Source organism: Escherichia sp. WS338, from assembly GCF_046486405.1.
Lineage (GTDB): Bacteria > Pseudomonadota > Gammaproteobacteria > Enterobacterales > Enterobacteriaceae > Escherichia > Escherichia coli.
In genome coordinates, this window is record NZ_JBJQLL010000044.1 from 1 (window position 1) to 23,939 (window position 23,939).

A 23,939-nucleotide genomic window follows, 5' to 3' on the forward strand; every position below is an offset into this window, starting at 1 on the left:
CGGATGCGGCGAGAACGCCTTATCCGGCCTACGGGAACAGTGCTTTTTGTGGGCCTGATAAGATGCGTTAAGCGTCGCATCAGGCATTATGGCGCAGTTGCCGGATGCGGCGAGAACGCCTTATCCGGCCTACGGGAACAGTGCTTTTTGTGGGCCTGATAAGATGCGTTAAGCGTCGCATCAGGCATTATGGCGCAGTTGCCGGATGCGGCATGAACGCCTTATCCGGCCTACGGGAACAGTGCTTTTTGTGGGCCTGATAAGACGCGTTAAGCGTCGCATCAGGCAACAAACTCACGGGTGAGCCACAAACCGGGAAAGCCGCTGGCGCAGCAGGCGGTTTTCCTGCTTCAGGTGCGCAATATCATCCATTAACGTCAGCGCCACCGCGATCCCCGGCCAGTCCAGAGCCAGTTCATGACGCAGGCGTACCGCGCGTTGCACCACAATGGCGGCATGGTCGTCAAATACCCAGGTTGTCTCCTGGATCTCACTCGGTTCAACCACCCCCAAACCGACAATTTCATTCAACTCCTCTTCAGAGATGCCGGTATGCAGGCAAAATTCGGTAATAGTAAAAGTCACCGTAACATTAGCCATTATGCTTTCCCCCAATCTTTACGTGGATCAAAAGACGACTGGGCGTCTGCCAGTTGCTGCCACAGCGCGGCAGTGTTTTCATCCGGTTTCGGCGGCATCACGATTTTCAGTACCGCATACAGATCGCCGGTCTGTTTTTTGCTCACCAGACCTTTGCCTTTAACGCGCAATCGTTGCCCGGCCTGGCTGCCAGGCGGGATAGTCAGCAAAATGCTTTCTTTCAGTGTTGGAACGGTGACTTTAGTACCCAGCGCCGCTTCCCACGGGCTAACCGGCACCACTATTTCCAGATCCTGGCCGACAATATCAAACAGCGGATGTGGCGCAATGTGAATCACCAGCCACAGGTCGCCATTTGGACCGCCGTTTTCGCCCGGCGTCCCCTGGCCTTTCAGGCGGATGCGTTGACCATTGCCGACGCCCGCCGGGATCTTCACATTCAGCGTTTTCGGGATTTCCTGTTCGATCATGCCAAAGGCGTTATAAACCGGCAGGTTATAGCTGATGGTACGCTTATGCTCAGTAAGCGTTTCTTCGAGGAAAACCGCCACTTCGATTTCAATATCGTGGCCGCGTGTGGCGGGGCGTTGACGGCTCTGGCGGGCATGCTGACCGAAAATTGACGAGAAGATATCGTCAAAATCTTCGGCGTTAAAACTCTGACCGTCGCCATGCTGGAACTGACGGCTAAATTGCGGATCGTTGCGATGTTGCCACATCTGATCATACTCAGCGCGACGTTGTTCATCACTTAACACTTCCCAGGCTTCAGCGACCTCTTTGAAGCGGGCTTCGGCATCCGGTTCTTTGCTGACATCAGGATGGTATTTGCGGGCCAGTCGACGATAGGCGGTCTTGATTGTCTTGAGATCGTCCGTCGGTTTCACGCCCATGATGGCGTAATAATCCTTTAATTCCATAGCGTTATCTCGCGTAAATCAACTCAAATTGAAGGAACCCCTGTAAGGTAACTCCTATAAGTGTAGGGTAATCCTCAAAATTTCATATGCCAACACAGAATATGTTATTGAAATCATCGCGGAGAGGAGGTCGCCTCAAGGTGGGAGGAACATATTTTATTTACCTCCCTCCTGAACTTATGGCTCATGCTTACAAGTTAAACAATAAGGAAAGGAATGCACAACTCGACTATTTAAATCGTTATGCAATTTAATGATAAAGACATGTGCTAAAAACCATTTCTATTAGTCTCACATTCTTTTTTTATTGGTAATGGTAACGCCGCTGATTTTCTTTATAGCTACTGATGTAATCATTAGCGGCGTAAACGAGGCCGGGGCTAATCAGGCATAGTTTGCGTCAAAACTTGCCTGTTTTTAAAGGGGAATATAGAAAAACAGGCGTTCAACGAGCCATTTTGCGAACCTGTTCCCGGAAAAATGACATATTTCTGTCACACTCTTTAATTATTGATAACAAAAGAGGTATGAGGAATGAACAAAACGCTAATCGCCGCAACTGTGGCAGGGATAGTTTTACTCGCTTCAAATGCTCAGGCACAAACCGTACCGGAAGGCTATCAGCTACAGCAAGTCCTTATGATGAGCCGTCATAACTTACGTGCGCCGCTGGCGAACAATGGCAGTGTGCTGGAGCAGTCGACGCCGAATAAATGGCCTGAATGGGACGTCCCCGGTGGGCAGCTCACCACTAAAGGGGGCGTGCTCGAAGTGTATATGGGCCATTATATGCGTGAATGGCTGGCAGAACAGGGGATGGTGAAATCAGGGGAATGCCCGCCACCGGACACCGTTTATGCCTATGCCAATAGTCTGCAACGCACCGTCGCGACCGCGCAGTTCTTTATTACTGGCGCATTCCCTGGGTGTGATATTCCTGTTCATCACCAGGAAAAAATGGGCACTATGGACCCCACCTTTAACCCAGTGATCACCGATGATTCCGCCGCATTCAGTGAACAGGCGGTGGCGGCAATGGAGAAAGAGCTCAGCAAACTCCAGCTTACCGACAGCTACAAGCTACTGGAACAAATCGTTAACTATAAAGATTCTCCTGCGTGTAAAGAGAAGCAACAATGTTCGCTTGTAGATGGCAAAAATACCTTTAGCGCGAAGTATCAACAAGAACCGGGCGTTTCCGGGCCGCTGAAAGTCGGCAACTCGCTGGTAGATGCGTTTACTTTGCAATACTACGAAGGTTTTCCGATGGATCAGGTGGCCTGGGGAGAAATCAAATCTGACCAGCAGTGGAAGGTGTTGTCGAAGCTGAAAAACGGTTACCAGGACAGCCTGTTTACCTCACCGGAAGTGGCGCGCAATGTTGCGAAACCGCTGGTCAGTTATATCGACAAAGCCCTGGTCACCGATCGCACCAGTGCACCGAAAATCACGGTATTAGTTGGGCACGACTCCAACATTGCCTCTCTGTTAACGGCGCTGGATTTCAAACCGTATCAGTTGCATGACCAGAACGAACGCACGCCGATTGGCGGCAAAATCGTTTTCCAGCGTTGGCATGACAGCAAAGCCAATCGCGATTTGATGAAAATTGAATATGTGTACCAGAGTGCGGAACAGTTACGTAATGCCGATGCGTTAACCCTGCAGGCACCTGCGCAGCGCGTGACGCTGGAATTAAGCGGTTGCCCGATAGATGCCAACGGTTTTTGCCCAATGGATAAGTTTGATCGCGTATTGAATGAAGCGGTGAAATAACAGAAAACTCCCCCGCGTGAAGCGGGGGAGTCGCTGGTTAAACGTTTTTACGTTCGATGGTCTGTTCGCCCCAAAAAAGCGAATCTTTATCGGTCTTAGCAAAGGCTTTGACTAACACTTCATCGCTACCTTCTTCCCAAATCTTTTCCGCCATTTTTTCGTCGTACCCGGCGACTTCGAAAATGGCCTCGGCTATTTCCGGCGACGTATTGCGCAGAGATGCCCATTCACCGACGTGATGAGCTTTCGCTTCTTGAGTTGGCATGCGTATCCTCCTGTTGAAGATTAGCCGTTAAGTTTAACTGCCAGACCTGCGACATATTCCCCTTGATAACGAGCAATAGACAGTTCTTCCTGGCTGGGCTGGCGTGAACCGTCACCGCCTGCGATGGTGGTTGCGCCGTACGGCGTACCGCCGCGAACCTGTGAAACGTCAAATAATTCCTGCGCTGCGTAGCCAATGGGGACAATCACCATGCCGTGATGCGCAAGGGTCGTCCAGGTGGATGTGATGGTTTGTTCCTGACCGCCGCCAGTACCGGTGGAACTAAAGACGCTCGCCAGTTTTCCGTATAGTGCGCCGGAAGCCCACAGGCCGCCCGTCTGGTCGAGGAAGGTACGCATTTGACCGGACATGTTACCAAAGCGGGTAGGTGTACCAAAAATAATGGCGTCGTAATCGGCCAGTTCTTGCGGGGTTGCAACCGGTGCAGTTTGCGTTTTACCGCCTGCTTTTTCAAATAATTGCGGCGGCATGGTTTCCGGTACACGCTTAACGACAACTTCTGCGCCATCCACTTTGCTTGCACCCTCAGCAACTGCGCGTGCCATCGTTTCAATATGTCCGTACATGGAATAATAAAGCACCAGAACTTTAGCCATTTCTAACCACTCCTCGTGTTATCTCTATTCCGTAGCGATTCGCTACCACTTATTTAAAGATAAGACGTCCTTTTCAGAGTGCAAATTTCACAACCACTTATTTGATTTATAACAACTTTCACAAGCACGTAATTTTGTCGCAAAATGACACATTTTTATCTCATCGCGTTTTTTTAATCATAAGAGCGGCTTATGGATAATTATTGGAGATGATATCTATTCTCGCTAAGAAGCTGTTGCAGGATATTACCAAACGCGGGTCTGCCCGCGTCAGTTCACTAAGCTTAGTCCCACGTAGCGAAAATATGGCAGCCGCCATACGCCGCGTTAATTCTATGCAATATGATGTCTATACCCAGACGGAGGTCAGTAATGGCAAACCATCGAGGCGGTTCCGGCAATTTTGCAGAAGACCGCGAAAGAGCATCAGAAGCAGGTAAAAAAGGTGGACAGCACAGCGGGGGTAATTTCAAAAATGACCCGCAGCGCGCATCTGAAGCAGGTAAAAAAGGTGGCAAGAGCAGTCACGGCAAAAGCGACAACTAGCCGGGCTAATCAATGACGAATGTATTTTTGTCTGAAGCTCGTCAAAAAGTCATCACCGCCGGTTACCCCGGCGGTTTTCTATTTATGGCTCCTGATGAACAACTTCTGGCGGTGGAACGTCAACCAACCTTCTGCTTAACAACGTATTGAGTAAAATCGCGCCAAAGGTGGCTGTACCGATCCCTCCCAACGTAAAACCGCCCAGCGTGAGAGCAAAATCACCCGCGCCCAGCACTAAGGTTACTGCGACCATAATCAAATTACCGTTCTGGCTTAAATCGACACGGTTTTGTACCCAGATCCTTGCGCCTGCGACGGCAATCAGCCCGAACACAACAATTGATGCACCACCAATCACCGGTGCTGGAATGGTATGAATCAGCGCGCCAAATTTCGGCGAAAAGCCCAACAGCATGGCGATGACGGCAGCGGCAACAAACACCAGCGTCGAGTAGACTTTTGTCACGGCCATCACACCGATATTCTCGGCGTAGGTGGTTACGCCGCTACCGCCGACAGAGCCAGAAAGCATCGTCGCCAGACCATCACCGACGAATGCCCGCCCCATATACGGGTCCATATTGCGTCCGGTCATCCCGGCGACCGCCTTGAGATGACCTAAGTTTTCCGCCACCAGAATCACCGCCACGGGCGCAATCAGCATCATTGCCTGACCATTAAAAGCAGGAGTGGAAAAATGTGGCAGACCGAACCAGGCAGCATGGCTGACGAGAGTAAAATCGACGGCTTTTCCCAGCCCTAAAACGTTGGTCATCACGCCATACAGCAGACAGGCGACAATTAATCCTACGAGAATCAATAATCGCTGGATCATGCCACGGGTAAATACGGCCACCAGCCCAATACACAGCACCGTCATTACCGCCATCCAGCTATCAAAGGCCGAAGCCGATACATTTTTCACTGCGATAGGCGCTAAGTTCAGGCCAATCGCCATCACTACCGCACCCGTCACAACCGGCGGCATTAGTCGTTCAATCCAGCGCGTACCGATTTTCATCACCACCAGGCCAATGACGGTATAAACCAGCCCACAGGCGATAATCCCGCCCAGCGCGATGCTGATATTCGGATTAATTCCCTGACCATTAAAGCCCGTTGCGGCAATCACCACGCCGACAAAAGCCGCGCTGGAACCGAGATAACTGGGCACGCGCCCGCCGGTAATAAAGAAAAACAGTAACGTGCCGATCCCCGACATAAAAATGGAAAGATTGGGATCCAGCCCCATCAGAATCGGCATTAACACCGTCGCGCCAAACATCGCCACCGCGTGTTGAACGCCCATTACTGCCGTCTGAGCAAACGGCAATCGTTCATCCGGCGCGACCACGCCGCTCTCTGTAGAGGTCGATTTTAACTGCCAGTGAGGAAAACCGAACATTGCCATCAGCTGTCTCCTTAAGGAGGTTAACAAGCAGGGCGCATCAGCGCGTGATAACTGCGATCAAACCACACCAGCCCGTAGGGGGTGGCGTGACGATGAATCGCTTCGATGGCGCAAAACAGAATGTCGTGGGTGCCGACGCTCACCACCTGGCTGATACGGCAGTCAAACGAAACCAGTGCTTCTTCCAGTTGCAGGCATCCGGTCACACCAGTCTGCCAGCGGGCGGCGGCAAAGCGGTGTTCCATGGGCGTTTTGCCGCCAAAAAGGTTTGAAAGCGGCTCCTGTCCGGCGCTAAGTGTATTTACACACAGCGTTCGATTTTCATTGAATACCGGCCAGACGGACGCCCCACGATTCAGGCACACCAGTAATGTGGGCGGCGTATCGGTCACGCTGCAGACGGCGCTGGCGGTGAACCCGGCGCGCCCGGCTGGACCGTCCGTGGTGATGATATTGACCGCCGCGCCCATGCAGGACATCGCATCGCGAAAAGTTTGTTGATCGACAATGTTCATAGTTTGCTCCTTACATCAGCCCGCAGGTTTCCTCAAAGGACAGACGTGGCAGGCGCGCATAAAGCTTGCTGCTATCGCCATAGCCAATATTAATCAGCAGATTGCTCTTCAGCGTGCTGCCCGTAAAAAAGGCGTCGTCCACGTGTTGACGGTCAAAGCCCGACATCGGGCCGGTATCCAGCCCCAGCGAGCGGCAGGCGACGATCAGATAAGCCGCCTGCATGGAACTGTTGCGAAACGCTGTTTCTTCGGCAAGTTGTGGGCTGGAGGTAAACCAACTGCGGGCATCACCGTGGGGAAGCAGTAGTGGTAACCGTTCATAAAATTCACTGTCCCAGGCGACGATAGCGGTGACGGGCGCGGTCAGGGTTTTTTGCAGATTGCCGCTGGAAAGCGCCGGGCGCAGACGTTCTTTTCCTTCTGCAGTGCGGATAAACACGATCCGTGCCGGAGAACAGTTAGCTGATGTCGGCCCCCATTTCATCAGGGCATAAATCTCCCGTAACGTCTCATCGCTGACGGGTGTCTCCCGCCAGCCGTTGTGAGTGCGGGCATCGGTGAACAAGGTGCTAAGCGCACCTGGGCTAATGGCTTCGTTCATAGCAATTCCTTACAGGCGGCTTCACGGTGATGTAACAGGCTGGCAAGCCCGTTGAGTAACAGAGCATTAAACGTTTCGGGATCGGTCACGTTGCAGGCGTGTCCGCCATAGCGCATCACCATTTTCTGGCTATCGGGCAGGGCGGCATGAAGTTCACTGGAACATGCTGTTGGCACCAGCAGATCATCACTGGCGCAGATGATTTGCACCGGGCAGCGGATACGATCCGCATGGTGACTAAAGTCAGCGCGTTTGAGGGCGTTAAGTCGACGCAGTAAATTATTTTTGCCTTGAAAATGCGCCAGTGCCAGCGCGTCTTCTGCCTCAAGGCGAGGTGCGCGGGCCGCCATCCAGTCGGCGGGATAGAGGAACAACGGCTGCGCTTCCACCCATGCCTGCGCGCCGCCGCTATGTAGTAACTGTTCGCGAACCTGAAAACAGCGGCGCGTATGGGCGTTTATTCGTAGCCAGCCGTTAACGCTGACCAGCACAGTTACCGACGCGGGATAATCCAGCGCCAGCTGCATTCCCACCAGCGCACCGAGCGCATGGCCGACCACCGCGTAACGCTCAATCCCTGCGGCTACCAGCGCCTGATGCAGTTCCGCTGCCATCTGGGCGATACTGTAATCTTCTGCCAGCGTGTCGGGATTATTGCCGGTGCCGCGCTGGTCGTAACAGACTACCTGATACTCCTGATCCAGCACCGCCAGTTGCGGTAACCAGTAACTGCCGCTACCGCCAAGACCCGAAATCAACACCACTACGGGCGCATCAGCATAAGGGGGAGGTGAGAGTGAAAGTTTCATCGCGGCCTCACTTGGCGATATGCGCAATTGTGGCGATTTCCACCAGCGCGTCAGGTTTTACCAGTCCGCACTGAATGCAGAATCGCGCCGGTTTGTCACCCGGGAAAAACTCGGCGTAGATTTCGTTAATCGCGGCGTAATTTTTCCAGTCGGTAATAAAGATGCTGTTGAAGGTCACATCCGCCATCGTGCCACCCGCCGTCTCGATGACCTTGCGGATGGTTTCCAGAACGTGGCGGGTTTGCGCCTTTGGGTCATCGGCAAACAGCACGTTGTTATGTTGATCAAAAGCCAGCGTACCGGAGACATACACCACGCCATCAGCCAGCGTGCCGGGAACGAAGGGGGCCAGCGGTGCGCTGCTGCCAGCAGGAATAATTACGGATTTTGGCATCGTTAAACTCCTTAAGCGATACGAGCAAAGGACGTGGAAGAAAGCGCGTCGCAGAACGTTTCGACGTCGCTGACCCAGCCAAAAAAGGTTTCGATATTGAACAACGCGGCTTTCTGTGCAAATTCCGGCCCCGCCTGGTGTGTTGCGTCTTCCAGCACCACGCCGAAATACTCCAGAAAAAAGCCGTCGCGTAGCGTCGATTCGACGCAGACGTTGGTAGCGATACCGGTGAAAACCAGATGGCGTATTCCACGGCTGCGCAAAATGCTGTCCAGCGGCGTATTGAAGAAACCGCTGTAGCGCGGCTTCGGCAGCACAATATCGCCAGGCTGCGGCACCAGTTCATCCACCAGTTGATAATCCCAGGAGCCTTTCGCCAGCAATTTCCCCTGCAGCTGCGGCTGCTTACGCATGGTTTTCAGGGCGTTCGATTTATGAAAATTCGGTGAGCCGGGGCCGCCAGCCTCGACATACTGTTCATCCCAGCCATTTTGAAACCAGATGATCAACATCCCTGCCGCTCGCGCTGCGGTCACGGCGGTTTGAATGTTGGCAATGACCGGGCGAGTGGTTGAGACATCAAACCCGGCGAGATCTAAGTAGCCGCCTGGCGTGGCATAAGCGTTTTGCATATCCACCACGATCAGCGCAGTTTGCTGCGGATCGAAGGTAATGGCTTCCGGTCGTGCGGTTAAGGTCGTCATCATGCCACCTCCTGAGTCAGCGCAGGGAGATGGGCGCGGCACTGCATCAGTGGTTGAATGCGCTCGCCGAAGTTTTCGATTCCCGACAGAAAATCATCGAAGGTCAACAGCACGCCTTCGGCACCAGGCACGCTTGCGACTTCATCTAACATGCGCGCGACACTGGCGTAAGAACCGACTAACGTCCCCATATTGATGTTTACCGCCGAAGTGGGATCGGCCATCTGACGGACGTTGGTGTCTGTACCGGAGCGGGTATCTTTCTGACTTTGTTCGGTTAGCCAGCTTAACGCCTCTTCATCCGCGCCCGCTTTGTAGTGTTCCCATTTGGCGCGAGCGGCATCGTCGGTTTCGTCGGCAATCACCATAAACAACACATAAGAGCCAACGTCGCGTCCGGTTTGCTCTGCGGCCTGTTTCATCCGCGCAGCGGTCGGGGCGAAAGCCGTGGGTGTATTTACGCCTTTGCCGAAACAGAAGTTAAAATCGGCATACCGGGCGGAGAACGCCATGCCAGCGTCGCTTTGCCCGGCGCAGATCACTTTCATGGGGACACTCGGTTGCGGACTGACGCGACAATCATCCATAGTGAAAAAATCGCCTTTAAAATCGCTTTTCCCCGAGCCCCACAGGTCGCGCAGCACCTGAATATATTCGGTGAGATAGTCGTAACGACGGGAGAAATAGTCATCGCCAGGCCAGATCCCCATCTGCTCATACTCGGGCTTCTGCCAGCCAGTCACGAGGTTGACGCCAAAACGCCCGCCAGAGATGGAGTCGATGGTTGCGGCCATACGGGCGACGATTGCCGGAGGTAACGTTAAGGTGGCAGCTGTCGCGTATATCTGAATGCGTGAGGTGACGGCTGCCAGCCCCGCCATCAAGGTGAACGACTCAAGGTTGTGATCCCAGAACTCAGTTTTGCCGCCAAAGCCACGCAGTTTGATCATCGACAGGGCGAAATCGAAATGGTAGTGCTCCGCTTTTTGCACAATGGCTTTATTCAGTTCAAAGGTCGGCATGTATTGCGGCGCGTGGGTCGAAATGAGCCAGCCGTTGTTGCCAATAGGTACGAATACGCCAATTTTCATCATCAACCTCTCTTCGTCTCGTAAAGTGAAAGTCAGACGGGGCGCTGCATCCTGCATATCCTTTTCAGCCGCGTAATGGCTTGTTTGCAAAGCGGATGCCAGTTTTTAAAAAGTGAATGTTATTAATGTGTTAATGTTAAGTTGTCTAAAATGCCTGAAAAAAAGTGGACTAAACGGTCAAAACAGTTGCACATAAAACATGCATTCGTGCGCGATGAGAGTGCAGAAGGTCGAGGCCGGGCGGGGGTTTTGCTATCCTGTTGCCAATCAACAAGAGGGGAGAGCGCATGACGCAAGGCGCAGTGAAAACAACGGGTAAGCGTTCGCGCGCAGTAAGCGCGAAGAAAAAAGCGATTCTTAGCGCAGCACTGGACACTTTTTCACAATTCGGTTTTCACGGCACAAGGCTGGAGCAGATCGCGGAGTTGGCGGGTGTTTCAAAAACCAATCTGCTGTATTACTTTCCGTCAAAAGAGGCGCTGTATATAGCCGTACTGCGGCAGATTCTCGATATCTGGCTGGCACCGTTAAAAGCGTTTCGTGAAGATTTCGCCCCGCTGGCGGCGATCAAAGAGTACATCCGTCTGAAGCTGGAAGTCTCACGCGATTATCCGCAGGCTTCGCGCCTGTTCTGTATGGAGATGCTGGCAGGTGCACCGCTGTTAATGGATGAACTGACGGGCGATTTGAAGGCATTAATTGATGAGAAATCGGCGCTGATTGCCGGTTGGGTCAAAAGCGGCAAACTCGCGCCGATTGACCCGCAGCATTTGATTTTTATGATTTGGGCTTCCACTCAACATTACGCCGATTTTGCCCCTCAGGTGGAGGCGGTGACAGGCGCGACGTTGCGCGATGAGGTGTTTTTCAATCAAACGGTTGAAAACGTGCAGCGGATAATTATTGAGGGGATTCGACCACGTTAAAGATGCCGGAGGAGGTTGTAACATCCTCCGGCTACCTGTTTAACCGATCGTCATTAAACTGGCGTTACCGCCAGCAGCAGCGGTATTCACACTCAGCGAACGCTCGATATACAGCCGTTCCAGAAGGATATTGCTTTTGCCACGGGCAAAACCCTGCACCGAAACAATTGCGCCATCCCGCGCGGCAACTGCTTCACACAATGCGCGAAGCTGATCCGAATCACCGTGGAAGATCACCGCATCAAACGGTTGAGCGGTTATATTTTCCGCTTTCGCCAGTTGAATACGTTCGCTGACTGCCGATGGCAATGCCTTCACTAACTGACGATGCAGCGCGTCATCCGGCCACAGTACCTGGCTGCCCACCGCCAGCACGGCGGCGAGCTGAGTCAGCGCATCCTGTTCATCATCCGCAATACACAACACGCGCTCACGCGGCAGCAGCGTCCAGGTGTTGCGTTCACCCGTCGGCCCTGGCAGCAATCGCTGTGTTCCTGCCTGCGCCAGCTCGCCATATTGCGTACATAACGCCTGCAATTCTGGACGGTTTGCCGCCCATTCCCGCAGTGCATTTAGCGGCTGGATCAATGCGGCTTTCAACTGCGCATCCACCGGATACTCTGCATCCTGACGCGCGAGCGTCACTGCCAGTGCACTTTCCGGGCGATTCGCCAGCAGACGGTAGAGATAGAGCGGACCGCCTGCTTTCGGCCCGGTGCCGGACAACCCTTCGCCGCCGAATGGCTGCACCCCGACCACTGCGCCCACCATATTACGGTTAACGTACAGGTTACCGACATGGGCCGAGCCAGTGACCTGGGCGATGGTTTCATCAATACGCGTATGAACGCCAAGCGTCAGACCATAGCCGGAAGCGTTAATCTGCTCGATCAGTTCCGGCAGCTGGTTACGGTTATAACGCACCACATGCAGCACCGGACCAAAGACCTCCTTTTGCAATTCGGCAAAGTTATCCAGTTCGATCAGCGTCGGGGCGACAAAGGTGCCGCTTTGCCATTCACGGGCATCTTCACTGTTTTCCCGCACCGCCTGGAACACCGGACGGCCTTTACTACGCATAGTCTGAATATGACGCTCAATATTGGCTTTCGCTTCGCTATCAATCACCGGACCGATATCGGTGGTCAGGCGACCCGGATTACCCATCCGGCATTCGGCCATTGCGCCGCGCAGCATTTTCAACGTGTGGTCGGCAATTTCATCTTGTAAACACAGCACGCGCAGCGCCGAACAACGTTGGCCTGCACTGTCGAACGCCGAGGCCAGTACATCCACGACGACCTGTTCGGTCAGTGCTGAAGAATCGACAATCATCGCGTTCATACCGCCGGTTTCAGCGATGAGCGGAATAGGGCGACCCTGAGCGTCCAGGCGGCTGGCGATATTGCGCTGCAGTAACGTAGCGACTTCGGTTGAACCGGTAAACATCACCCCGCGCACGCGTTCATCACCCGTCAGTTGCGCGCCCACGGTTTCACCCCGACCTGGCAGCAATTGCACCACGCCTGGCGGTACACCCGCTTCCAGCAAAATGGCGATCCCTTGCGCGGCAATCAGCGGCGTTTGTTCTGCCGGTTTTGCCAGTACGCTGTTACCTGCCGCCAGTGCGGCAGCGATCTGCCCGGTGAAAATCGCCAGCGGGAAGTTCCACGGACTGATACATACCACAGGCCCTAATGGACGGTGGGTTTCGTTAGCGAAATCATCCAGCACCTGTCCGGCGTAGTAGTGGAGAAAATCGACCGCTTCGCGCACTTCGGCAATGGCGTTACTGAAGGTTTTTCCGGCCTCACGCACCAGAATACCAATCAGTTGCTGCATCTGGCTTTCCATCAGCACAGCAGCGCGATGCAAAATCGCCGCGCGTTCAGCCGGAGGAGTGGCAAACCAGATTGGCGCGTTATTAACCGCACTTTCCAGCGCCTGTTCTACTTCACGCGGCGTGGCTTCACGCACAAAGCCCACAATATCTTTCGGTTCCGCAGGGTTAATAACGGGCGACATCTCACCAGCCGCGACCGATTGTTCCAGCATTGGCAAGGCCTGCCATTTTTGCAGTGCACTATTGAGCAGGGCAGAAGAGAGCGAGGCCAGCCGGTGTTCATTGGCGAGATCCAGCCCTGCCGAGTTGTCGCGCCCGTCACCGTAAAGATCGCGCGGCAGGGGAATTTTCGGATGCGGTAATCCAGTTTGCCCTTCCTGTTGCGCCAGTTTTTCTACAGCAGTGACCGGATCGGCAACCAGTTCATCCAGTGGCAAAGAGGTGTCAGCAATACGGTTAACAAACGAGGTGTTAGCACCGTTTTCCAGCAGGCGACGCACCAGATACGCCAGCAGCGTTTCATGGGTACCGACAGGAGCATAAATACGACACGGACGGTTAAGTTTGCCGTCGGCAACTTTCCCGGTGACCTGCTCATACAGTGGCTCGCCCATACCGTGCAGGCACTGGAACTCGTACTGACCCGGGTAGTAGTTCTGACCCGCCAGTTGATAAATTGCCGCCAGCGTATGGGCGTTATGCGTTGCGAACTGCGGGTAGATTAGATTCGGCACCGCCAGCAGCTTTTTCGCACAGGCGAGATATGAAACGTCGGTATACACCTTGCGGGTATAAACCGGATAACCTTCAAGGCCGTCCATCTGCGCGCGCTTGATTTCACTATCCCAGTACGCGCCTTTCACCAGGCGAATCATCAGACGGCGACGGCTGCGGGTGGCGAGATCAATCAGGTAATCAATCACCAGTGGGCAGCGTTTTTGATAAGCCTGAATAACAAAACCGATGCCGTTCCAGCCTGCCAGTTCCGGCTCGAAACAGAGTTTTTCCAGCAGATCGAGGGAGATCTCCAGACGATCGGCCTCTTCGGCATCGATGTTAATACCAATATCGTACTGACGCGCCAGCAGGGTGAGTGATTTCAGACGCGGGTAAAGCTCTTCCATTACCCGGTCATACTGGGCGCGGCTGTAACGCGGATGCAGCGCCGACAGCTTGATTGAAATGCCCGGACCTTCATAGATGCCACGACCGTTAGACGCTTTACCAATGGCGTGAATCGCCTGCTGATAGGAAACCATATACGCCTGTGCATCTGCGGCGGTCAGTGCAGCTTCGCCCAGCATATCGTAAGAGTAACGGAAACCTTTTTCTTCCAGCTTGCGGGCATTGGCTAACGCTTCTGCGATGGTTTCGCCAGTGACGAACTGCTCGCCCATCAGGCGCATCGCCATATCCACACCTTTGCGGATCAGCGGTTCACCGCTCTTACCGATAATGCGGTTCAGCGAGCGGGAGAGGCTGGCTTCGTTATGGGTGGAAACCAGTTTGCCGGTAAACAGCAGCCCCCAGGTGGCGGCATTAACAAACAACGACGGGCTACGACCAATGTGTGACTGCCAGTTACCGTTGCTGATTTTGTCGCGAATTAACGCATCACGGGTGGCTTTGTCGGGAATACGCAACAACGCTTCCGCCAGACACATCAGCGCCACGCCTTCCTGCGATGACAACGAAAACTCCTGCAATAACCCCTGAACCATACCTGCGCGACCACTGGCGTTTTTTTGATTACGCAGTTTATCGGCCAGTTGATACGCCAGTTTGTGCGCCTGTTCAGCAACTGGCTGCGGCAGGCGAGCTTGTTCCAGCAGCATCGAAACCGCTTCGGTTTCCGGACGGCGATAGGCAGCGGTGATCGCGGCGCGGGAAACCGACTGGGGCAAAATTTGCTCGGCAAAGTCGAGGAAAGGCTGGTGTGGTTCCTCTGCCGGAGTCGGTGCTTCATCGCTCTCATTGGCAGCGCCAGAAAGCAGCGCAGGTAGCTCCGGCAGAGTATCGCTGTTTTCCAGTTGTTCAAGATAAGAAAAAATCGCCTGTTTAATTAACCAGTGTGGCGTGCGATCGATACGTGTCGCGGCAGACTTAATACGCTCACGCGTCGCGTCGTCCAGCTTAACCCCCATGGTGGTGGTTCCCATGCCATTACTCCTGTTGTTCTGAAAGGTGCAACTTAACGTTATCGTGAAATATCCATGATGTTGCAACTTTGTGCAACTGTGTTAAATGTGACCTGCGTAGCAAGCTTAAAAATGAATGAAATGTTAATAAACGAAATCGATATGACAGGGATTAAAAAAATAACTCAGACTTTTTCTCTGCGGCAGTTAACATTTTTGAAAGGTGCAACCGCAAAAAATGTGAGAGAGTGCAACCTGATGAAAAATAGTGTCGCTGAGCACTAAAATTTAATGTAAATGGTGTGTTAAATCGATTGTGAATAACCAGCGCTTCCGGCAGGATACGGTCGCCCTGGTAAAACATAAACTCTGTTACCCCGTTCCGGTGGCAGATATAACGGCAAGTTTCGACATTGCCGATAATAATTTTTTGGAGACTTTAGATGGCTATTAGCACACCGATGTTGGTGACATTTTGTGTCTATATCTTTGGCATGATATTGATTGGGTTTATCGCCTGGCGATCAACGAAAAACTTCGACGACTATATTCTGGGCGGTCGTAGTCTTGGGCCATTCGTGACGGCATTATCGGCGGGGGCGTCGGATATGAGCGGCTGGCTGTTAATGGGGTTGCCGGGCGCGGTTTTTCTTTCCGGGATTTCCGAAAGCTGGATCGCCATTGGTCTGACATTAGGCGCGTGGATCAACTGGAAGCTGGTGGCCGGGCGGTTGCGTGTGCATACCGAATACAACAATAACGCCTTAACATTGCCGGATTATTTCACCGGGCGCTTTGAAGATAAAAGCCGCATTTTGCGCATTATCTCCGCGCTGGTTATTTTGCTGTTCTTCACCATTTATTGCGCTTCGGGCATTGTGGCAGGCGCGCGTCTGTTTGAAAGTACCTTTGGCATGAGCTACGAAACGGCTCTGTGGGCGGGGGCTGCGGCGACGATCCTTTACACCTTTATTGGCGGTTTCCTCGCGGTGAGCTGGACTGACACTGTACAGGCCAGCCTGATGATTTTTGCCCTGATCCTGACGCCGGTTATCGTGATCATTAGCGTCGGTGGGTTTGGCGACTCGCTGGAAGTAATCAAACAAAAGAGCATCGAAAACGTGGATATGCTCAAAGGGTTGAATTTTGTCGCCATTATCTCGCTGATGGGGTGGGGGCTGGGTTACTTCGGGCAGCCGCACATCCTGGCGCGTTTTATGGCGGCAGATTCTCACCACAGCATTGTCCATGCGCGTCGTATCAGTATGACCTGGATGATCCTCTGCCTGGCAGGGGCGGTGGCTGTCGGCTTCTTTGGTATCGCTTACTTTAACGAGCACCCGGCGGTAGCAGGTGCGGTAAACCAGAACGCCGAGCGCGTGTTTATCGAACTGGCGCAAATTCTGTTTAACCCGTGGATTGCCGGGATTTTGCTGTCGGCGATTCTGGCGGCGGTAATGTCAACCTTAAGTTGCCAGCTGCTGGTATGTTCCAGCGCGATTACCGAAGATTTATACAAAGCGTTTCTGCGTAAACAGGCCAGCCAGAAAGAGCTGGTGTGGGTAGGGCGTGTGATGGTGCTGGTGGTGGCGCTGGTGGCGATTGCGCTGGCGGCAAACCCGGAAAACCGCGTGCTGGGCTTAGTGAGCTACGCGTGGGCAGGCTTTGGCGCGGCGTTTGGTCCGGTGGTGCTGTTCTCGGTGATGTGGTCACGCATGACGCGCAACGGTGCGCTGGCGGGGATGATCATCGGTGCGCTGACGGTTATCGTCTGGAAGCAGTTCGGCTGGCTGGGTCTGTACGAAATTATTCCGGGCTTCATCTTCGGCAGTATCGGGATTGTAGTGTTTAGTTTGCTGGGTAAAGCGCCGTCAGCGGCGATGCAAAAACGCTTTGCCGAGGCCGATGCGCACTATCATTCGGCTCCGCCGTCACGGTTGCAGGAAAGCTAAGGGACTTAGCCTGCGGCGGTTTTGTTTGGCTTCAGCAGCGGGTTGCGCTCCCTTAATGTGCCTCGCCATATAAATTGAATGGTGCAGGGGGCGGCCAATCGCCGCCACCCCCTGCACCCCGGGCTCTGGCGAACAAAATCGCCGCTGCGCGGTACCTTCAGCTTATCCCCTTCGGCTACCGGGTCGGGCGCGAGGTAATGTCCTGTAAGACGCGCCCTCAGCCCACATCCATGTGGGCTGCCCCGGCCTTCGGGGAACGCTTCAGCGACTTTGACGCCACCAACACCCGAGCTGTTATTATGTTCCGGGCAAAAAGTTAGATTTGATAATCGCGGATGGACGAAATTGCTTGATACACCCGCTTATCAGTTTTACATGGAAGCTCTGATGCATTGAGTCTGGACAGTTTTGTCGGCTGGATAAGGCGTTTACGCGGCATCTGGCAAGAACACATGGCTCGTTGTAAACAATCCCATCTTTGTACCTGGAATAATCGTTTATATCCCCTGCCATTACCTCTCTTTGTTTACATTCCAACATCATTTTATAAACATTCCGCTTGTATTTTTCTTTGCCGTAATGATAATCGCTATCACTGCGATTTACTTTTCTTTGCATAGATTGACTCAGAAAAACGTTTAAGGGTGGGTGGCATGTTTGTTCCGTTTCTCATTATGTTGCGCGAAGGACTTGAAGCCGCGCTGATTGTCAGTTTGATTGCCAGCTATCTTAAGCGTACCCAGCGAGGCCGATGGATTAGTGTGATGTGGATTGGCGTGTTGCTTGCCGCTGCGTTGTGCCTGGGCTTGGGTATCTTCATTAACGAAACCACCGGCGAATTCCCGCAAAAAGAACAGGAACTGTTTGAAGGTATCGTGGCGGTGATCGCCGTGGTGATCCTTACCTGGATGGTTTTCTGGATGCGTAAAGTGTCGCGCAACGTCAAAGTGCAACTGGAACAGGCAGTCGATAGCGCATTGCAGCGTGGAAATCATCATGGCTGGGCGCTGGTGATGATGGTCTTTTTTGCCGTTGCAAGGGAAGGGCTGGAGTCGGTCTTTTTCCTGCTGGCGGCATTTCAACAAGATGTCGGGATCTGGCCGCCGCTGGGTGCAATGCTCGGTCTTGCTACAGCCGTGGTGCTCGGCTTCCTGCTCTACTGGGGCGGTATTCGCCTCAATCTTGGTGCATTTTTTAAATGGACCAGTCTGTTTATTCTCTTCGTCGCCGCTGGGCTGGCAGCTGGTGCCATTCGCGCATTTCATGAAGCCGGATTGTGGAACCACTTTCAGGAAATCGCCTTCGATATGAGCGCGGTGCTGTCAACTCACTCGCTGTTTGGCACGCTGATGGAAGGGATTTTTGGCTATCAGGAAGCGCCAAGTGTCAGCGAAGTCGCCGTCTGGTTTATTTATCTCATCCCGGCGCTGGTGGCATTTGCCCTGCCACCACGTGCAGGGGCGACAGCGTCTCGCTCTGCGTAGCAAATACGACGCAAACTCTTGCTTAGTTACAACATACTTTAAAGGGATAGTCTCGTCATGACCATTAACTTCCGCCGTAACGCATTGCAGTTGAGTGTGGCTGTGCTGTTTTCTTCCGCTTTTATGGCTAACGCCGCTGATGTGCCGCAAGTCAAAGTCACCGTGACGGATAAGCAGTGCGAACCGATGACCATTACGGTTAACGCCGGGAAAACACAGTTCATTATTCAGAACCACAGCCAGAAGGCGCTGGAGTGGGAGATCCTCAAAGGCGTGATGGTGGTGGAAGAGCGAGAAAATATCGCCCCTGGCTTTAGCCAGAAAATGACGGCGAATTTACAGCCTGGCGAATACGATATGACCTGCGGTCTGCTGACTAACCCGAAAGGGAAGTTGATTGTCAAAGGTGAGGCAACGGCGGATGCGGCGCAAAGTGATGCGCTGTTAAGTCTTGGTGGTGCAATTACTGCATATAAAGCGTATGTCATGGCGGAAACCACGCAGCTGGTGGCCGACACCAAAGCCTTTACCGACGCTATTAAAGCAGGCGATATCGAAAAAGCAAAAGCACTGTATGCGCCGACGCGCCAGCACTATGAGCGCATTGAACCGATTGCTGAACTGTTCTCCGATCTGGATGGTAGCATTGACGCCCGTGAAGATGATTATGAGCAAAAAGCCGCCGATCCAAAATTCACCGGTTTCCACCGTCTGGAAAAAGCATTGTTTGGCGACAACACCACCAAAGGAATGGATAAGTACGCTGACCAGCTTTATACCGATGTGGTCGATTTGCAAAAACGCATCAGTGAACTGGCTTTCCCACCTTCAAAAGTGGTCGGCGGTGCAGCCGGACTGATTGAGGAAGTGGCAGCCAGCAAAATCAGCGGTGAAGAAGATCGCTACAGCCACACCGATCTGTGGGATTTCCAGGCTAACGTTGAAGGCTCGCAGAAAATTGTCGATCTACTGCGTCCACAACTGCAAAAAGCCAACCCGGAACTGTTGGCAAAAGTCGATGCCAACTTTAAAAAGGTCGATACCATTCTGGCGAAATACCGTACTAAAGACGGTTTTGAAACCTACGACAAATTGACCGATGCCGACCGGAATGCACTGAAAGGACCGATTACTGCGCTGGCGGAAGATCTGGCGCAACTTCGCGGTGTGCTGGGACTGGATTAAACGTTATGCAGTATAAAGATGAAAACGGCGTGAATGAACCGTCACGCCGACGTTTACTGAAAGGGATTGGTGCACTGGCGCTGGCGGGAAGTTGTCCGGTCGCTCATGCACAAAAAACGCAAAGTGCGCCGGGTACGCTTTCACCGGATGCACGCAATGAGAAACAGCCGTTTTATGGTGAGCATCAGGCAGGGATCCTGACACCACAACAGGCTGCAATGATGCTGGTGGCGTTTGATGTGCTTGCCAGCGATAAAGCCGATCTTGAACGGTTGTTTCGCTTGTTGACTCAGCGTTTTGCTTTTCTGACTCAGGGCGGAGCGGCACCAGAAACGCCAAATCCGCGCCTGCCACCACTCGATTCCGGCATTCTTGGCGGCTACATTGCGCCCGATAATCTCACCATCACGTTATCGGTGGGTCACTCGTTGTTTGATGAACGGTTTGGTCTTGCGCCACAGATGCCGAAAAAGTTGCAGAAGATGACGCGTTTCCCCAACGACTCGCTTGATGCAGCATTATGTCATGGTGATGTGTTGCTACAAATTTGCGCCAACACCCAGGATACGGTGATCCATGCGCTGCGCGATATCATCAAACACACGCCGGATTTGCTCAGTGTGCGCTGGAAGCGGGAAGGGTTTATTTCCGATCACGCGGCGCGTAGTAAAGGCAAAGAGACGCCGATTAATTTGCTGGGTTTCAAAGACGGCACTGCCAATCCCGATAGCCAGAATGATAAGTTGATGCAAAAAGTGGTGTGGGTGACGGCAGATCAGCAGGAGCCTGCGTGGACAATCGGCGGCAGCTACCAGGCGGTGCGGTTGATTCAGTTTCGGGTGGAATTTTGGGACAGAACGCCGCTGAAAGAACAGCAGACGATATTTGGGCGTGATAAGCAAACCGGCGCGCCGCTGGGAATGCAGCATGAGCATGATGTTCCCGATTACGCCAGCGATCCGGAAGGGAAGGTGATTGCGCTGGACAGCCATATCCGGCTGGCGAATCCCCGCACGCCAGAGAGTGAGTCAAGTCTGATGCTGCGTCGTGGCTACAGTTATTCGTTGGGCGTCACCAACTCCGGACAACTGGATATGGGGCTACTGTTTGTCTGCTATCAACACGATCTGGAAAAAGGCTTCCTGACAGTACAAAAAAGGCTCAATGGCGAAGCGCTGGAGGAATACGTTAAACCTATCGGCGGCGGTTATTTTTTTGCGCTGCCGGGGGTGAAGGACACGAACGATTATCTCGGAAGCGCGTTATTGCGGGTTTAATGTTTTCAGGCGGATAAGGCGTTCGTGCCGCACCAGGCGTTCGTGCGCTGATGCGACGCATGCGCGTCTTATCATGCCTACAATCGGTGCGGGTCGGTAGGCCGGATAAGGCGTTCACGCCGCATCCGGCAAGCTTTTACCAGCCCTGCGAATCCTGCTGAAAGCACACAGCTTTTTTCATCTCTGTCATCACTTTGTCATCTTTCCAGTAGAAACTAATGTCACTGAAATGGTGTTTTATGGTTAAATGTAAGTGAATATATTGTTGCAATGAATGCGAAATCTGTTGTAATTATTAAGTAGCAGCGGAAGTTCCCGGCAGTGATAGTCAGTCACTATGGAGATCGCGGATGGTAACGTCCTGTTCTGGACAATGTTTTGTTAAGCAAGGCTCCACCACTCGCGGAGATTTCTCCTCCGGTAGCAACTTCGTCACTCTGTATTTTTCTCACTTCCTCTCTTTACTCGTGTTACCGACGCCGCAAACGGTGTGCGTAGCCGTTTTTCGGCATTTTATCCAAAAGCAAACTATGGCTTACAAGGAAGCCAACCCTCTGATGTTCGTGCGCATAATCGCGCTGCCAACGGCGCGTGTGATGAATACAAACAACTCAAGGTGCTCTCCATGGGAAGACAAAAAGCAGTGATCAAAGCTCGTCGCGAGGCAAAACGTGTGCTGAGACGGGATTCGCGCAGCCATAAGCAGCGTGAAGAAGAATCGGTCACCTCGCTTGTGCAAATGAGCGGCGTAGAAGCCATTGGTATGGCCCGCGATAGTCGCGATACCTCGCCCATCCTCGCGCGAAATGAAGCGCAATTGCACTATCTGAAGGCTATTGAGAGTAAGCAGCTGATATTCGCCACGGGCGAAGCCGGGTGCGGAAAAACCTGGATCAGCGCAGCAAAAGCGGCAGAGGCCCTGATACATAAGGATGTCGACAGGATTATCGTCACCCGTCCAGTTCTGCAAGCCGATGAAGATCTTGGCTTCTTACCTGGTGATATCGCAGAAAAGTTTGCTCCCTATTTTCGCCCGGTCTACGACGTGCTGGTTCGGCGCTTAGGGGCTTCCTTTATGCAGTACTGCCTGCGACCGGAAATAGGGAAGGTGGAAATTGCGCCGTTCGCCTATATGCGTGGACGTACCTTTGAAAATGCAGTCGTCATTCTTGACGAGGCGCAGAATGTGACTGCCGCGCAAATGAAAATGTTTTTAACCCGCCTCGGGGAGAACGTGACGGTTATCGTCAACGGTGATATCACGCAATGCGATTTGCCTCGCGGCGTGCGCTCCGGATTAAGTGACGCGCTGGAACGTTTCGAAGAAGATGAAATGGTCGGGATCGTCCGATTCGGTAAAGAGGATTGCGTACGTTCGGCACTTTGCCAACGTACGCTACATGCATACAGTTAAGTGTATTATCGGCGCAGAGCCCGGGCGAACCGGGCTTTGTTTTATTTCATTAACAGCAAAGACTTTCACTTCAGGTTAACGTTCTGGGGGGCGACTTTGAGCGTGTTGATAAGCTGAAATTAATTCTGGTTTAGATACTTTTACCAGGCATTTTTCGTCATAGCACGCGACCAATGTAATGCCGCCAGCGCGGAGAGTTTTTTGCCTATCTTTTTCCAGCCATTCAACCTGTACAGGAGGTCTGGTGCCAATTTTGCGTATGAGGTTTAATCAACAATGAGCCAAAATTTGACTGACTGATTAACACCGAATATATTCTCCTGATTATATTTTTTAGGGATAACATTAAAAATGTCAGGTTAATCTTAATTAATTCTTTGGCTAATGTTTTGTGTTTTTATTTTTTGTGGAAGGCAAGCCGCAATGGCAAAATAGGGGTGGTTGTAATAATAAAAACATGATACTAACTATATATTGATCGTTGAATTGTTGGCATGTAACACGCTACAGCGAGTAACGTTGGTAATGAAATATAATCAACATGGATAGGTGAAAATTAATTATGAGCTTTATGGCTTTTGTAACTTGTTTGACAATTGCATTTGTCGCCGGTTTTGTTGTTGCCAGAAAATTGACACTCCGAAAAGTTGCCTCATCGGTGATCATCTCTAAATCGCAACCAGTCCCTTCATCTGCAACTCCCCCTGCTGCTAAGGCGTCGACAAGGAGCTATACACCGCAGAAAACCTATCGTGATTCTCGTTGGCAAGAACGAGATGAGTTATTTCATGGAATGGTTGCCGAAGGTATTTTATTGGAAGGAAAAGAGTGGTTAATTACGCGTTGTGAAAAAATCTATTTTGATAATCTGGAGAAATGGTTTGGACATTATTGTCATATCCATTGCCAGGTCTCTCTGGGGCGCTTGATCAACTTTCCAGAACAACCCGAGTTTAGCGAAGAAGAAAGAAAGCGTTTCTTTGCAATTTATAATGGAATGGCAATGGATTATGTTCTGGTTTCAAAGAAGAACAACAAAATAGTCTGTGTTATTGAGCTGGATGATCCGAGTCATGAAAGGGCAGATCGCATTATTCGTGACCGTTGGTTGAATACGATTATGACTATTGCACGGGTGCCTTTTGTACGAGCTTCTGTCACTAAATTGGATGAAATCCCTCCGGTCTGGGATACCCGTGACAAAATTCGCCCATTAGCCGCGGCGACAAAGGGTGAACCGTTGCATTAACTAAGTACCCCGGTCGGGGCTTCTCATCCCCCCGGTGTGTGCAATATTGACTAGTCCTGATATAAGTTGACACTTTTCTGTCTGTAAAACGCCTGATGAACGTCATCGGGCGTTTTGTATTTCAGAGCCAGATGTGGCCGCTCATGGTTATAAATTGCCACGGACTCTTTGACCATTTCCCGGGCCTGCGCCAGGTCTGCAGGACGCGAGAGTAAAAACTCA

At 52.4% G+C, this 23,939-nt stretch carries 23 protein-coding genes and 1 pseudogene; 11 read left to right on the plus strand and 13 right to left on the minus strand.

What is annotated here, in order from left to right:
• Positions 1–294: 294 nt before the first annotated feature.
• Together cbpM and cbpA are read right to left on the minus strand one after the other, a co-directional pair.
• A complete protein-coding gene (gene cbpM, locus ACJHWT_RS22540) occupies positions 295–600 on the minus strand; it encodes a chaperone modulator CbpM (protein WP_000024569.1) in 306 nt (101 codons plus the stop codon).
• The gene (gene cbpA, locus ACJHWT_RS22545; RefSeq protein ID WP_000420644.1) at positions 600–1,520 is read right to left on the minus strand and encodes a curved DNA-binding protein; all 921 of its coding nucleotides are present in this window, start codon (positions 1,518–1,520) and stop codon (positions 600–602) included. The genes cbpM and cbpA overlap by 1 nt, the downstream gene beginning before the upstream one ends.
• Positions 1,521–1,672: 152 nt before the next feature.
• Between cbpA and ACJHWT_RS22550 the strand changes: the two are divergent.
• Positions 1,673–1,774, plus strand: a pseudogene (locus ACJHWT_RS22550) (hypothetical protein); the annotation flags it as partial.
• A gap of 280 nt (positions 1,775–2,054) precedes the next feature.
• Positions 2,055–3,296 carry a bifunctional glucose-1-phosphatase/inositol phosphatase gene (agp, locus tag ACJHWT_RS22555; RefSeq protein ID WP_001044299.1) on the plus strand — a complete coding sequence of 414 codons (1,242 nt, stop codon included), beginning with the start codon at positions 2,055–2,057 and terminating at the stop codon, positions 3,294–3,296.
• A 37-nt stretch (positions 3,297–3,333) separates the two neighbouring features.
• Here the strand turns inward: agp and ACJHWT_RS22560 are convergent, their stop codons facing one another.
• Entirely contained in the window at positions 3,334–3,561 is a 228-nt protein-coding gene (locus ACJHWT_RS22560) for a YccJ family protein (protein ID WP_001143120.1), read from the minus strand.
• Positions 3,562–3,581: 20 nt separating this feature from the next.
• Positions 3,582–4,178, minus strand: a complete 597-nt coding sequence (gene wrbA, locus ACJHWT_RS22565; RefSeq protein WP_001151437.1) for an NAD(P)H:quinone oxidoreductase — start codon at positions 4,176–4,178, stop codon at positions 3,582–3,584.
• Between the two features lie 372 nt (positions 4,179–4,550).
• Between wrbA and ACJHWT_RS22570 the strand changes: the two genes are divergently transcribed.
• Positions 4,551–4,724 (plus strand): general stress protein, encoded by a 174-nt coding sequence (locus ACJHWT_RS22570; protein WP_001273658.1) that lies wholly within the window; start codon positions 4,551–4,553, stop codon positions 4,722–4,724.
• 82 nt (positions 4,725–4,806) lie between these two features.
• Here the strand turns inward: ACJHWT_RS22570 and rutG are convergent, their stop codons facing one another.
• From rutG to rutA, 7 genes are read right to left on the minus strand one after another with little or no spacing between them, the layout of a single operon-like run.
• The gene (gene rutG, locus ACJHWT_RS22575; protein ID WP_001240618.1) at positions 4,807–6,135 is read right to left on the minus strand and encodes a pyrimidine utilization transport protein G; all 1,329 of its coding nucleotides are present in this window, start codon (positions 6,133–6,135) and stop codon (positions 4,807–4,809) included.
• 20 nt (positions 6,136–6,155) lie between these two features.
• Positions 6,156–6,650 (minus strand): NADH-dependent FMN reductase RutF, encoded by a 495-nt coding sequence (rutF, locus tag ACJHWT_RS22580; protein ID WP_001028089.1) that lies wholly within the window; start codon positions 6,648–6,650, stop codon positions 6,156–6,158.
• Between the two features lie 10 nt (positions 6,651–6,660).
• Positions 6,661–7,251: a malonic semialdehyde reductase gene (locus ACJHWT_RS22585; protein ID WP_021539123.1), complete on the minus strand. Its 591-nt coding sequence runs from the start codon at positions 7,249–7,251 to the stop codon at positions 6,661–6,663.
• Positions 7,248–8,060 carry a pyrimidine utilization protein D gene (gene rutD / locus ACJHWT_RS22590; protein ID WP_000777650.1) on the minus strand — a complete coding sequence of 271 codons (813 nt, stop codon included), beginning with the start codon at positions 8,058–8,060 and terminating at the stop codon, positions 7,248–7,250. The genes ACJHWT_RS22585 and rutD overlap by 4 nt, the downstream gene beginning before the upstream one ends.
• A 7-nt stretch (positions 8,061–8,067) precedes the next feature.
• Positions 8,068–8,454 carry a 3-aminoacrylate deaminase gene (rutC, locus tag ACJHWT_RS22595; protein WP_001126780.1) on the minus strand — a complete coding sequence of 129 codons (387 nt, stop codon included), beginning with the start codon at positions 8,452–8,454 and terminating at the stop codon, positions 8,068–8,070.
• 11 nt (positions 8,455–8,465) lie between these two features.
• Positions 8,466–9,158, minus strand: a complete 693-nt coding sequence (gene rutB / locus ACJHWT_RS22600; protein WP_001317756.1) for a peroxyureidoacrylate/ureidoacrylate amidohydrolase RutB — start codon at positions 9,156–9,158, stop codon at positions 8,466–8,468.
• Positions 9,158–10,249, minus strand: coding sequence for a pyrimidine utilization protein A (gene rutA, locus ACJHWT_RS22605; RefSeq protein WP_001317757.1), 1,092 nt, complete (start codon positions 10,247–10,249; stop codon positions 9,158–9,160). The genes rutB and rutA overlap by 1 nt, the downstream gene beginning before the upstream one ends.
• 287 nt (positions 10,250–10,536) lie before the next feature.
• On the opposite strand from rutA, the gene rutR reads away from it, so the two are divergent.
• Positions 10,537–11,175, plus strand: coding sequence for an HTH-type transcriptional regulator RutR (gene rutR / locus ACJHWT_RS22610; RefSeq protein ID WP_000191701.1), 639 nt, complete (start codon positions 10,537–10,539; stop codon positions 11,173–11,175).
• A gap of 39 nt (positions 11,176–11,214) precedes the next feature.
• On the opposite strand, the gene putA is transcribed toward rutR, so the two are convergent.
• A complete protein-coding gene (gene putA / locus ACJHWT_RS22615; protein WP_410232361.1) occupies positions 11,215–15,177 on the minus strand; it encodes a trifunctional transcriptional regulator/proline dehydrogenase/L-glutamate gamma-semialdehyde dehydrogenase in 3,963 nt (1,320 codons plus the stop codon).
• Positions 15,178–15,231: 54 nt separating this feature from the next.
• Here putA and ACJHWT_RS22620 point away from each other — a divergent pair, with 54 nt between their 5' ends.
• The 7 genes from ACJHWT_RS22620 (at position 15,232) to ACJHWT_RS22650 (ending at position 23,717) form a co-directional block, all read left to right on the plus strand.
• Positions 15,232–15,441, plus strand: a complete 210-nt coding sequence (locus ACJHWT_RS22620; protein ID WP_000979523.1) for a hypothetical protein — start codon at positions 15,232–15,234, stop codon at positions 15,439–15,441.
• Between the two features lie 158 nt (positions 15,442–15,599).
• The gene (putP, locus tag ACJHWT_RS22625; RefSeq protein WP_001018496.1) at positions 15,600–17,108 is read left to right on the plus strand and encodes a sodium/proline symporter PutP; all 1,509 of its coding nucleotides are present in this window, start codon (positions 15,600–15,602) and stop codon (positions 17,106–17,108) included.
• A 653-nt stretch (positions 17,109–17,761) separates the two neighbouring features.
• Positions 17,762–18,592 (plus strand): iron uptake transporter permease EfeU, encoded by an 831-nt coding sequence (efeU, locus tag ACJHWT_RS22630; protein WP_000497965.1) that lies wholly within the window; start codon positions 17,762–17,764, stop codon positions 18,590–18,592.
• Positions 18,593–18,649: 57 nt separating this feature from the next.
• Positions 18,650–19,777 carry an iron uptake system protein EfeO gene (gene efeO, locus ACJHWT_RS22635; protein WP_000154418.1) on the plus strand — a complete coding sequence of 376 codons (1,128 nt, stop codon included), beginning with the start codon at positions 18,650–18,652 and terminating at the stop codon, positions 19,775–19,777.
• Positions 19,778–19,782: 5 nt separating this feature from the next.
• A complete protein-coding gene (gene efeB / locus ACJHWT_RS22640; protein ID WP_001199460.1) occupies positions 19,783–21,054 on the plus strand; it encodes an iron uptake transporter deferrochelatase/peroxidase subunit in 1,272 nt (423 codons plus the stop codon).
• Positions 21,055–21,679: 625 nt separating this feature from the next.
• Positions 21,680–22,468, plus strand: coding sequence for a phosphate starvation-inducible protein PhoH (gene phoH / locus ACJHWT_RS22645; RefSeq protein WP_000533536.1), 789 nt, complete (start codon positions 21,680–21,682; stop codon positions 22,466–22,468).
• Positions 22,469–23,030: 562 nt separating this feature from the next.
• Positions 23,031–23,717, plus strand: a complete 687-nt coding sequence (locus ACJHWT_RS22650) for a DUF2726 domain-containing protein (RefSeq protein ID WP_001695651.1) — start codon at positions 23,031–23,033, stop codon at positions 23,715–23,717.
• A gap of 50 nt (positions 23,718–23,767) precedes the next feature.
• Here the strand turns inward: ACJHWT_RS22650 and ACJHWT_RS22655 are convergent.
• Positions 23,768–23,939: integrase core domain-containing protein (locus ACJHWT_RS22655; protein ID WP_137542626.1), on the minus strand; the 172-nt coding region annotated here is incomplete at its 5' end.

What these genes read in the sequence shown, in the direction of transcription:
- ACJHWT_RS22650 (WP_001695651.1), top strand. Translation starts at nt 23,031, where the DNA reads ATGAGCTTTATGGCTTTTGTAACTTGTTTGACAATTGCATTTGTCGCC.
- rutF (WP_001028089.1), bottom strand. Translation starts at nt 6,650, where the DNA reads ATGAACATTGTCGATCAACAAACTTTTCGCGATGCGATGTCCTGCATG.
- ACJHWT_RS22620 (WP_000979523.1), top strand. Translation starts at nt 15,232, where the DNA reads ATGATGTTGCAACTTTGTGCAACTGTGTTAAATGTGACCTGCGTAGCA.
- putA (WP_410232361.1), bottom strand. Translation starts at nt 15,177, where the DNA reads ATGGGAACCACCACCATGGGGGTTAAGCTGGACGACGCGACGCGTGAG.
- rutD (WP_000777650.1), bottom strand. Translation starts at nt 8,060, where the DNA reads ATGAAACTTTCACTCTCACCTCCCCCTTATGCTGATGCGCCCGTAGTG.
- putP (WP_001018496.1), top strand. Translation starts at nt 15,600, where the DNA reads ATGGCTATTAGCACACCGATGTTGGTGACATTTTGTGTCTATATCTTT.
- rutA (WP_001317757.1), bottom strand. Translation starts at nt 10,249, where the DNA reads ATGAAAATTGGCGTATTCGTACCTATTGGCAACAACGGCTGGCTCATT.
- rutC (WP_001126780.1), bottom strand. Translation starts at nt 8,454, where the DNA reads ATGCCAAAATCCGTAATTATTCCTGCTGGCAGCAGCGCACCGCTGGCC.
- cbpA (WP_000420644.1), bottom strand. Translation starts at nt 1,520, where the DNA reads ATGGAATTAAAGGATTATTACGCCATCATGGGCGTGAAACCGACGGAC.
- ACJHWT_RS22560 (WP_001143120.1), bottom strand. Translation starts at nt 3,561, where the DNA reads ATGCCAACTCAAGAAGCGAAAGCTCATCACGTCGGTGAATGGGCATCT.
- ACJHWT_RS22585 (WP_021539123.1), bottom strand. Translation starts at nt 7,251, where the DNA reads ATGAACGAAGCCATTAGCCCAGGTGCGCTTAGCACCTTGTTCACCGAT.
- cbpM (WP_000024569.1), bottom strand. Translation starts at nt 600, where the DNA reads ATGGCTAATGTTACGGTGACTTTTACTATTACCGAATTTTGCCTGCAT.
- rutB (WP_001317756.1), bottom strand. Translation starts at nt 9,158, where the DNA reads ATGACGACCTTAACCGCACGACCGGAAGCCATTACCTTCGATCCGCAG.
- agp (WP_001044299.1), top strand. Translation starts at nt 2,055, where the DNA reads ATGAACAAAACGCTAATCGCCGCAACTGTGGCAGGGATAGTTTTACTC.
- efeB (WP_001199460.1), top strand. Translation starts at nt 19,783, where the DNA reads ATGCAGTATAAAGATGAAAACGGCGTGAATGAACCGTCACGCCGACGT.
- wrbA (WP_001151437.1), bottom strand. Translation starts at nt 4,178, where the DNA reads ATGGCTAAAGTTCTGGTGCTTTATTATTCCATGTACGGACATATTGAA.
- phoH (WP_000533536.1), top strand. Translation starts at nt 21,680, where the DNA reads ATGGGAAGACAAAAAGCAGTGATCAAAGCTCGTCGCGAGGCAAAACGT.
- efeU (WP_000497965.1), top strand. Translation starts at nt 17,762, where the DNA reads ATGTTTGTTCCGTTTCTCATTATGTTGCGCGAAGGACTTGAAGCCGCG.
- rutG (WP_001240618.1), bottom strand. Translation starts at nt 6,135, where the DNA reads ATGGCAATGTTCGGTTTTCCTCACTGGCAGTTAAAATCGACCTCTACA.
- ACJHWT_RS22570 (WP_001273658.1), top strand. Translation starts at nt 4,551, where the DNA reads ATGGCAAACCATCGAGGCGGTTCCGGCAATTTTGCAGAAGACCGCGAA.
- efeO (WP_000154418.1), top strand. Translation starts at nt 18,650, where the DNA reads ATGACCATTAACTTCCGCCGTAACGCATTGCAGTTGAGTGTGGCTGTG.
- rutR (WP_000191701.1), top strand. Translation starts at nt 10,537, where the DNA reads ATGACGCAAGGCGCAGTGAAAACAACGGGTAAGCGTTCGCGCGCAGTA.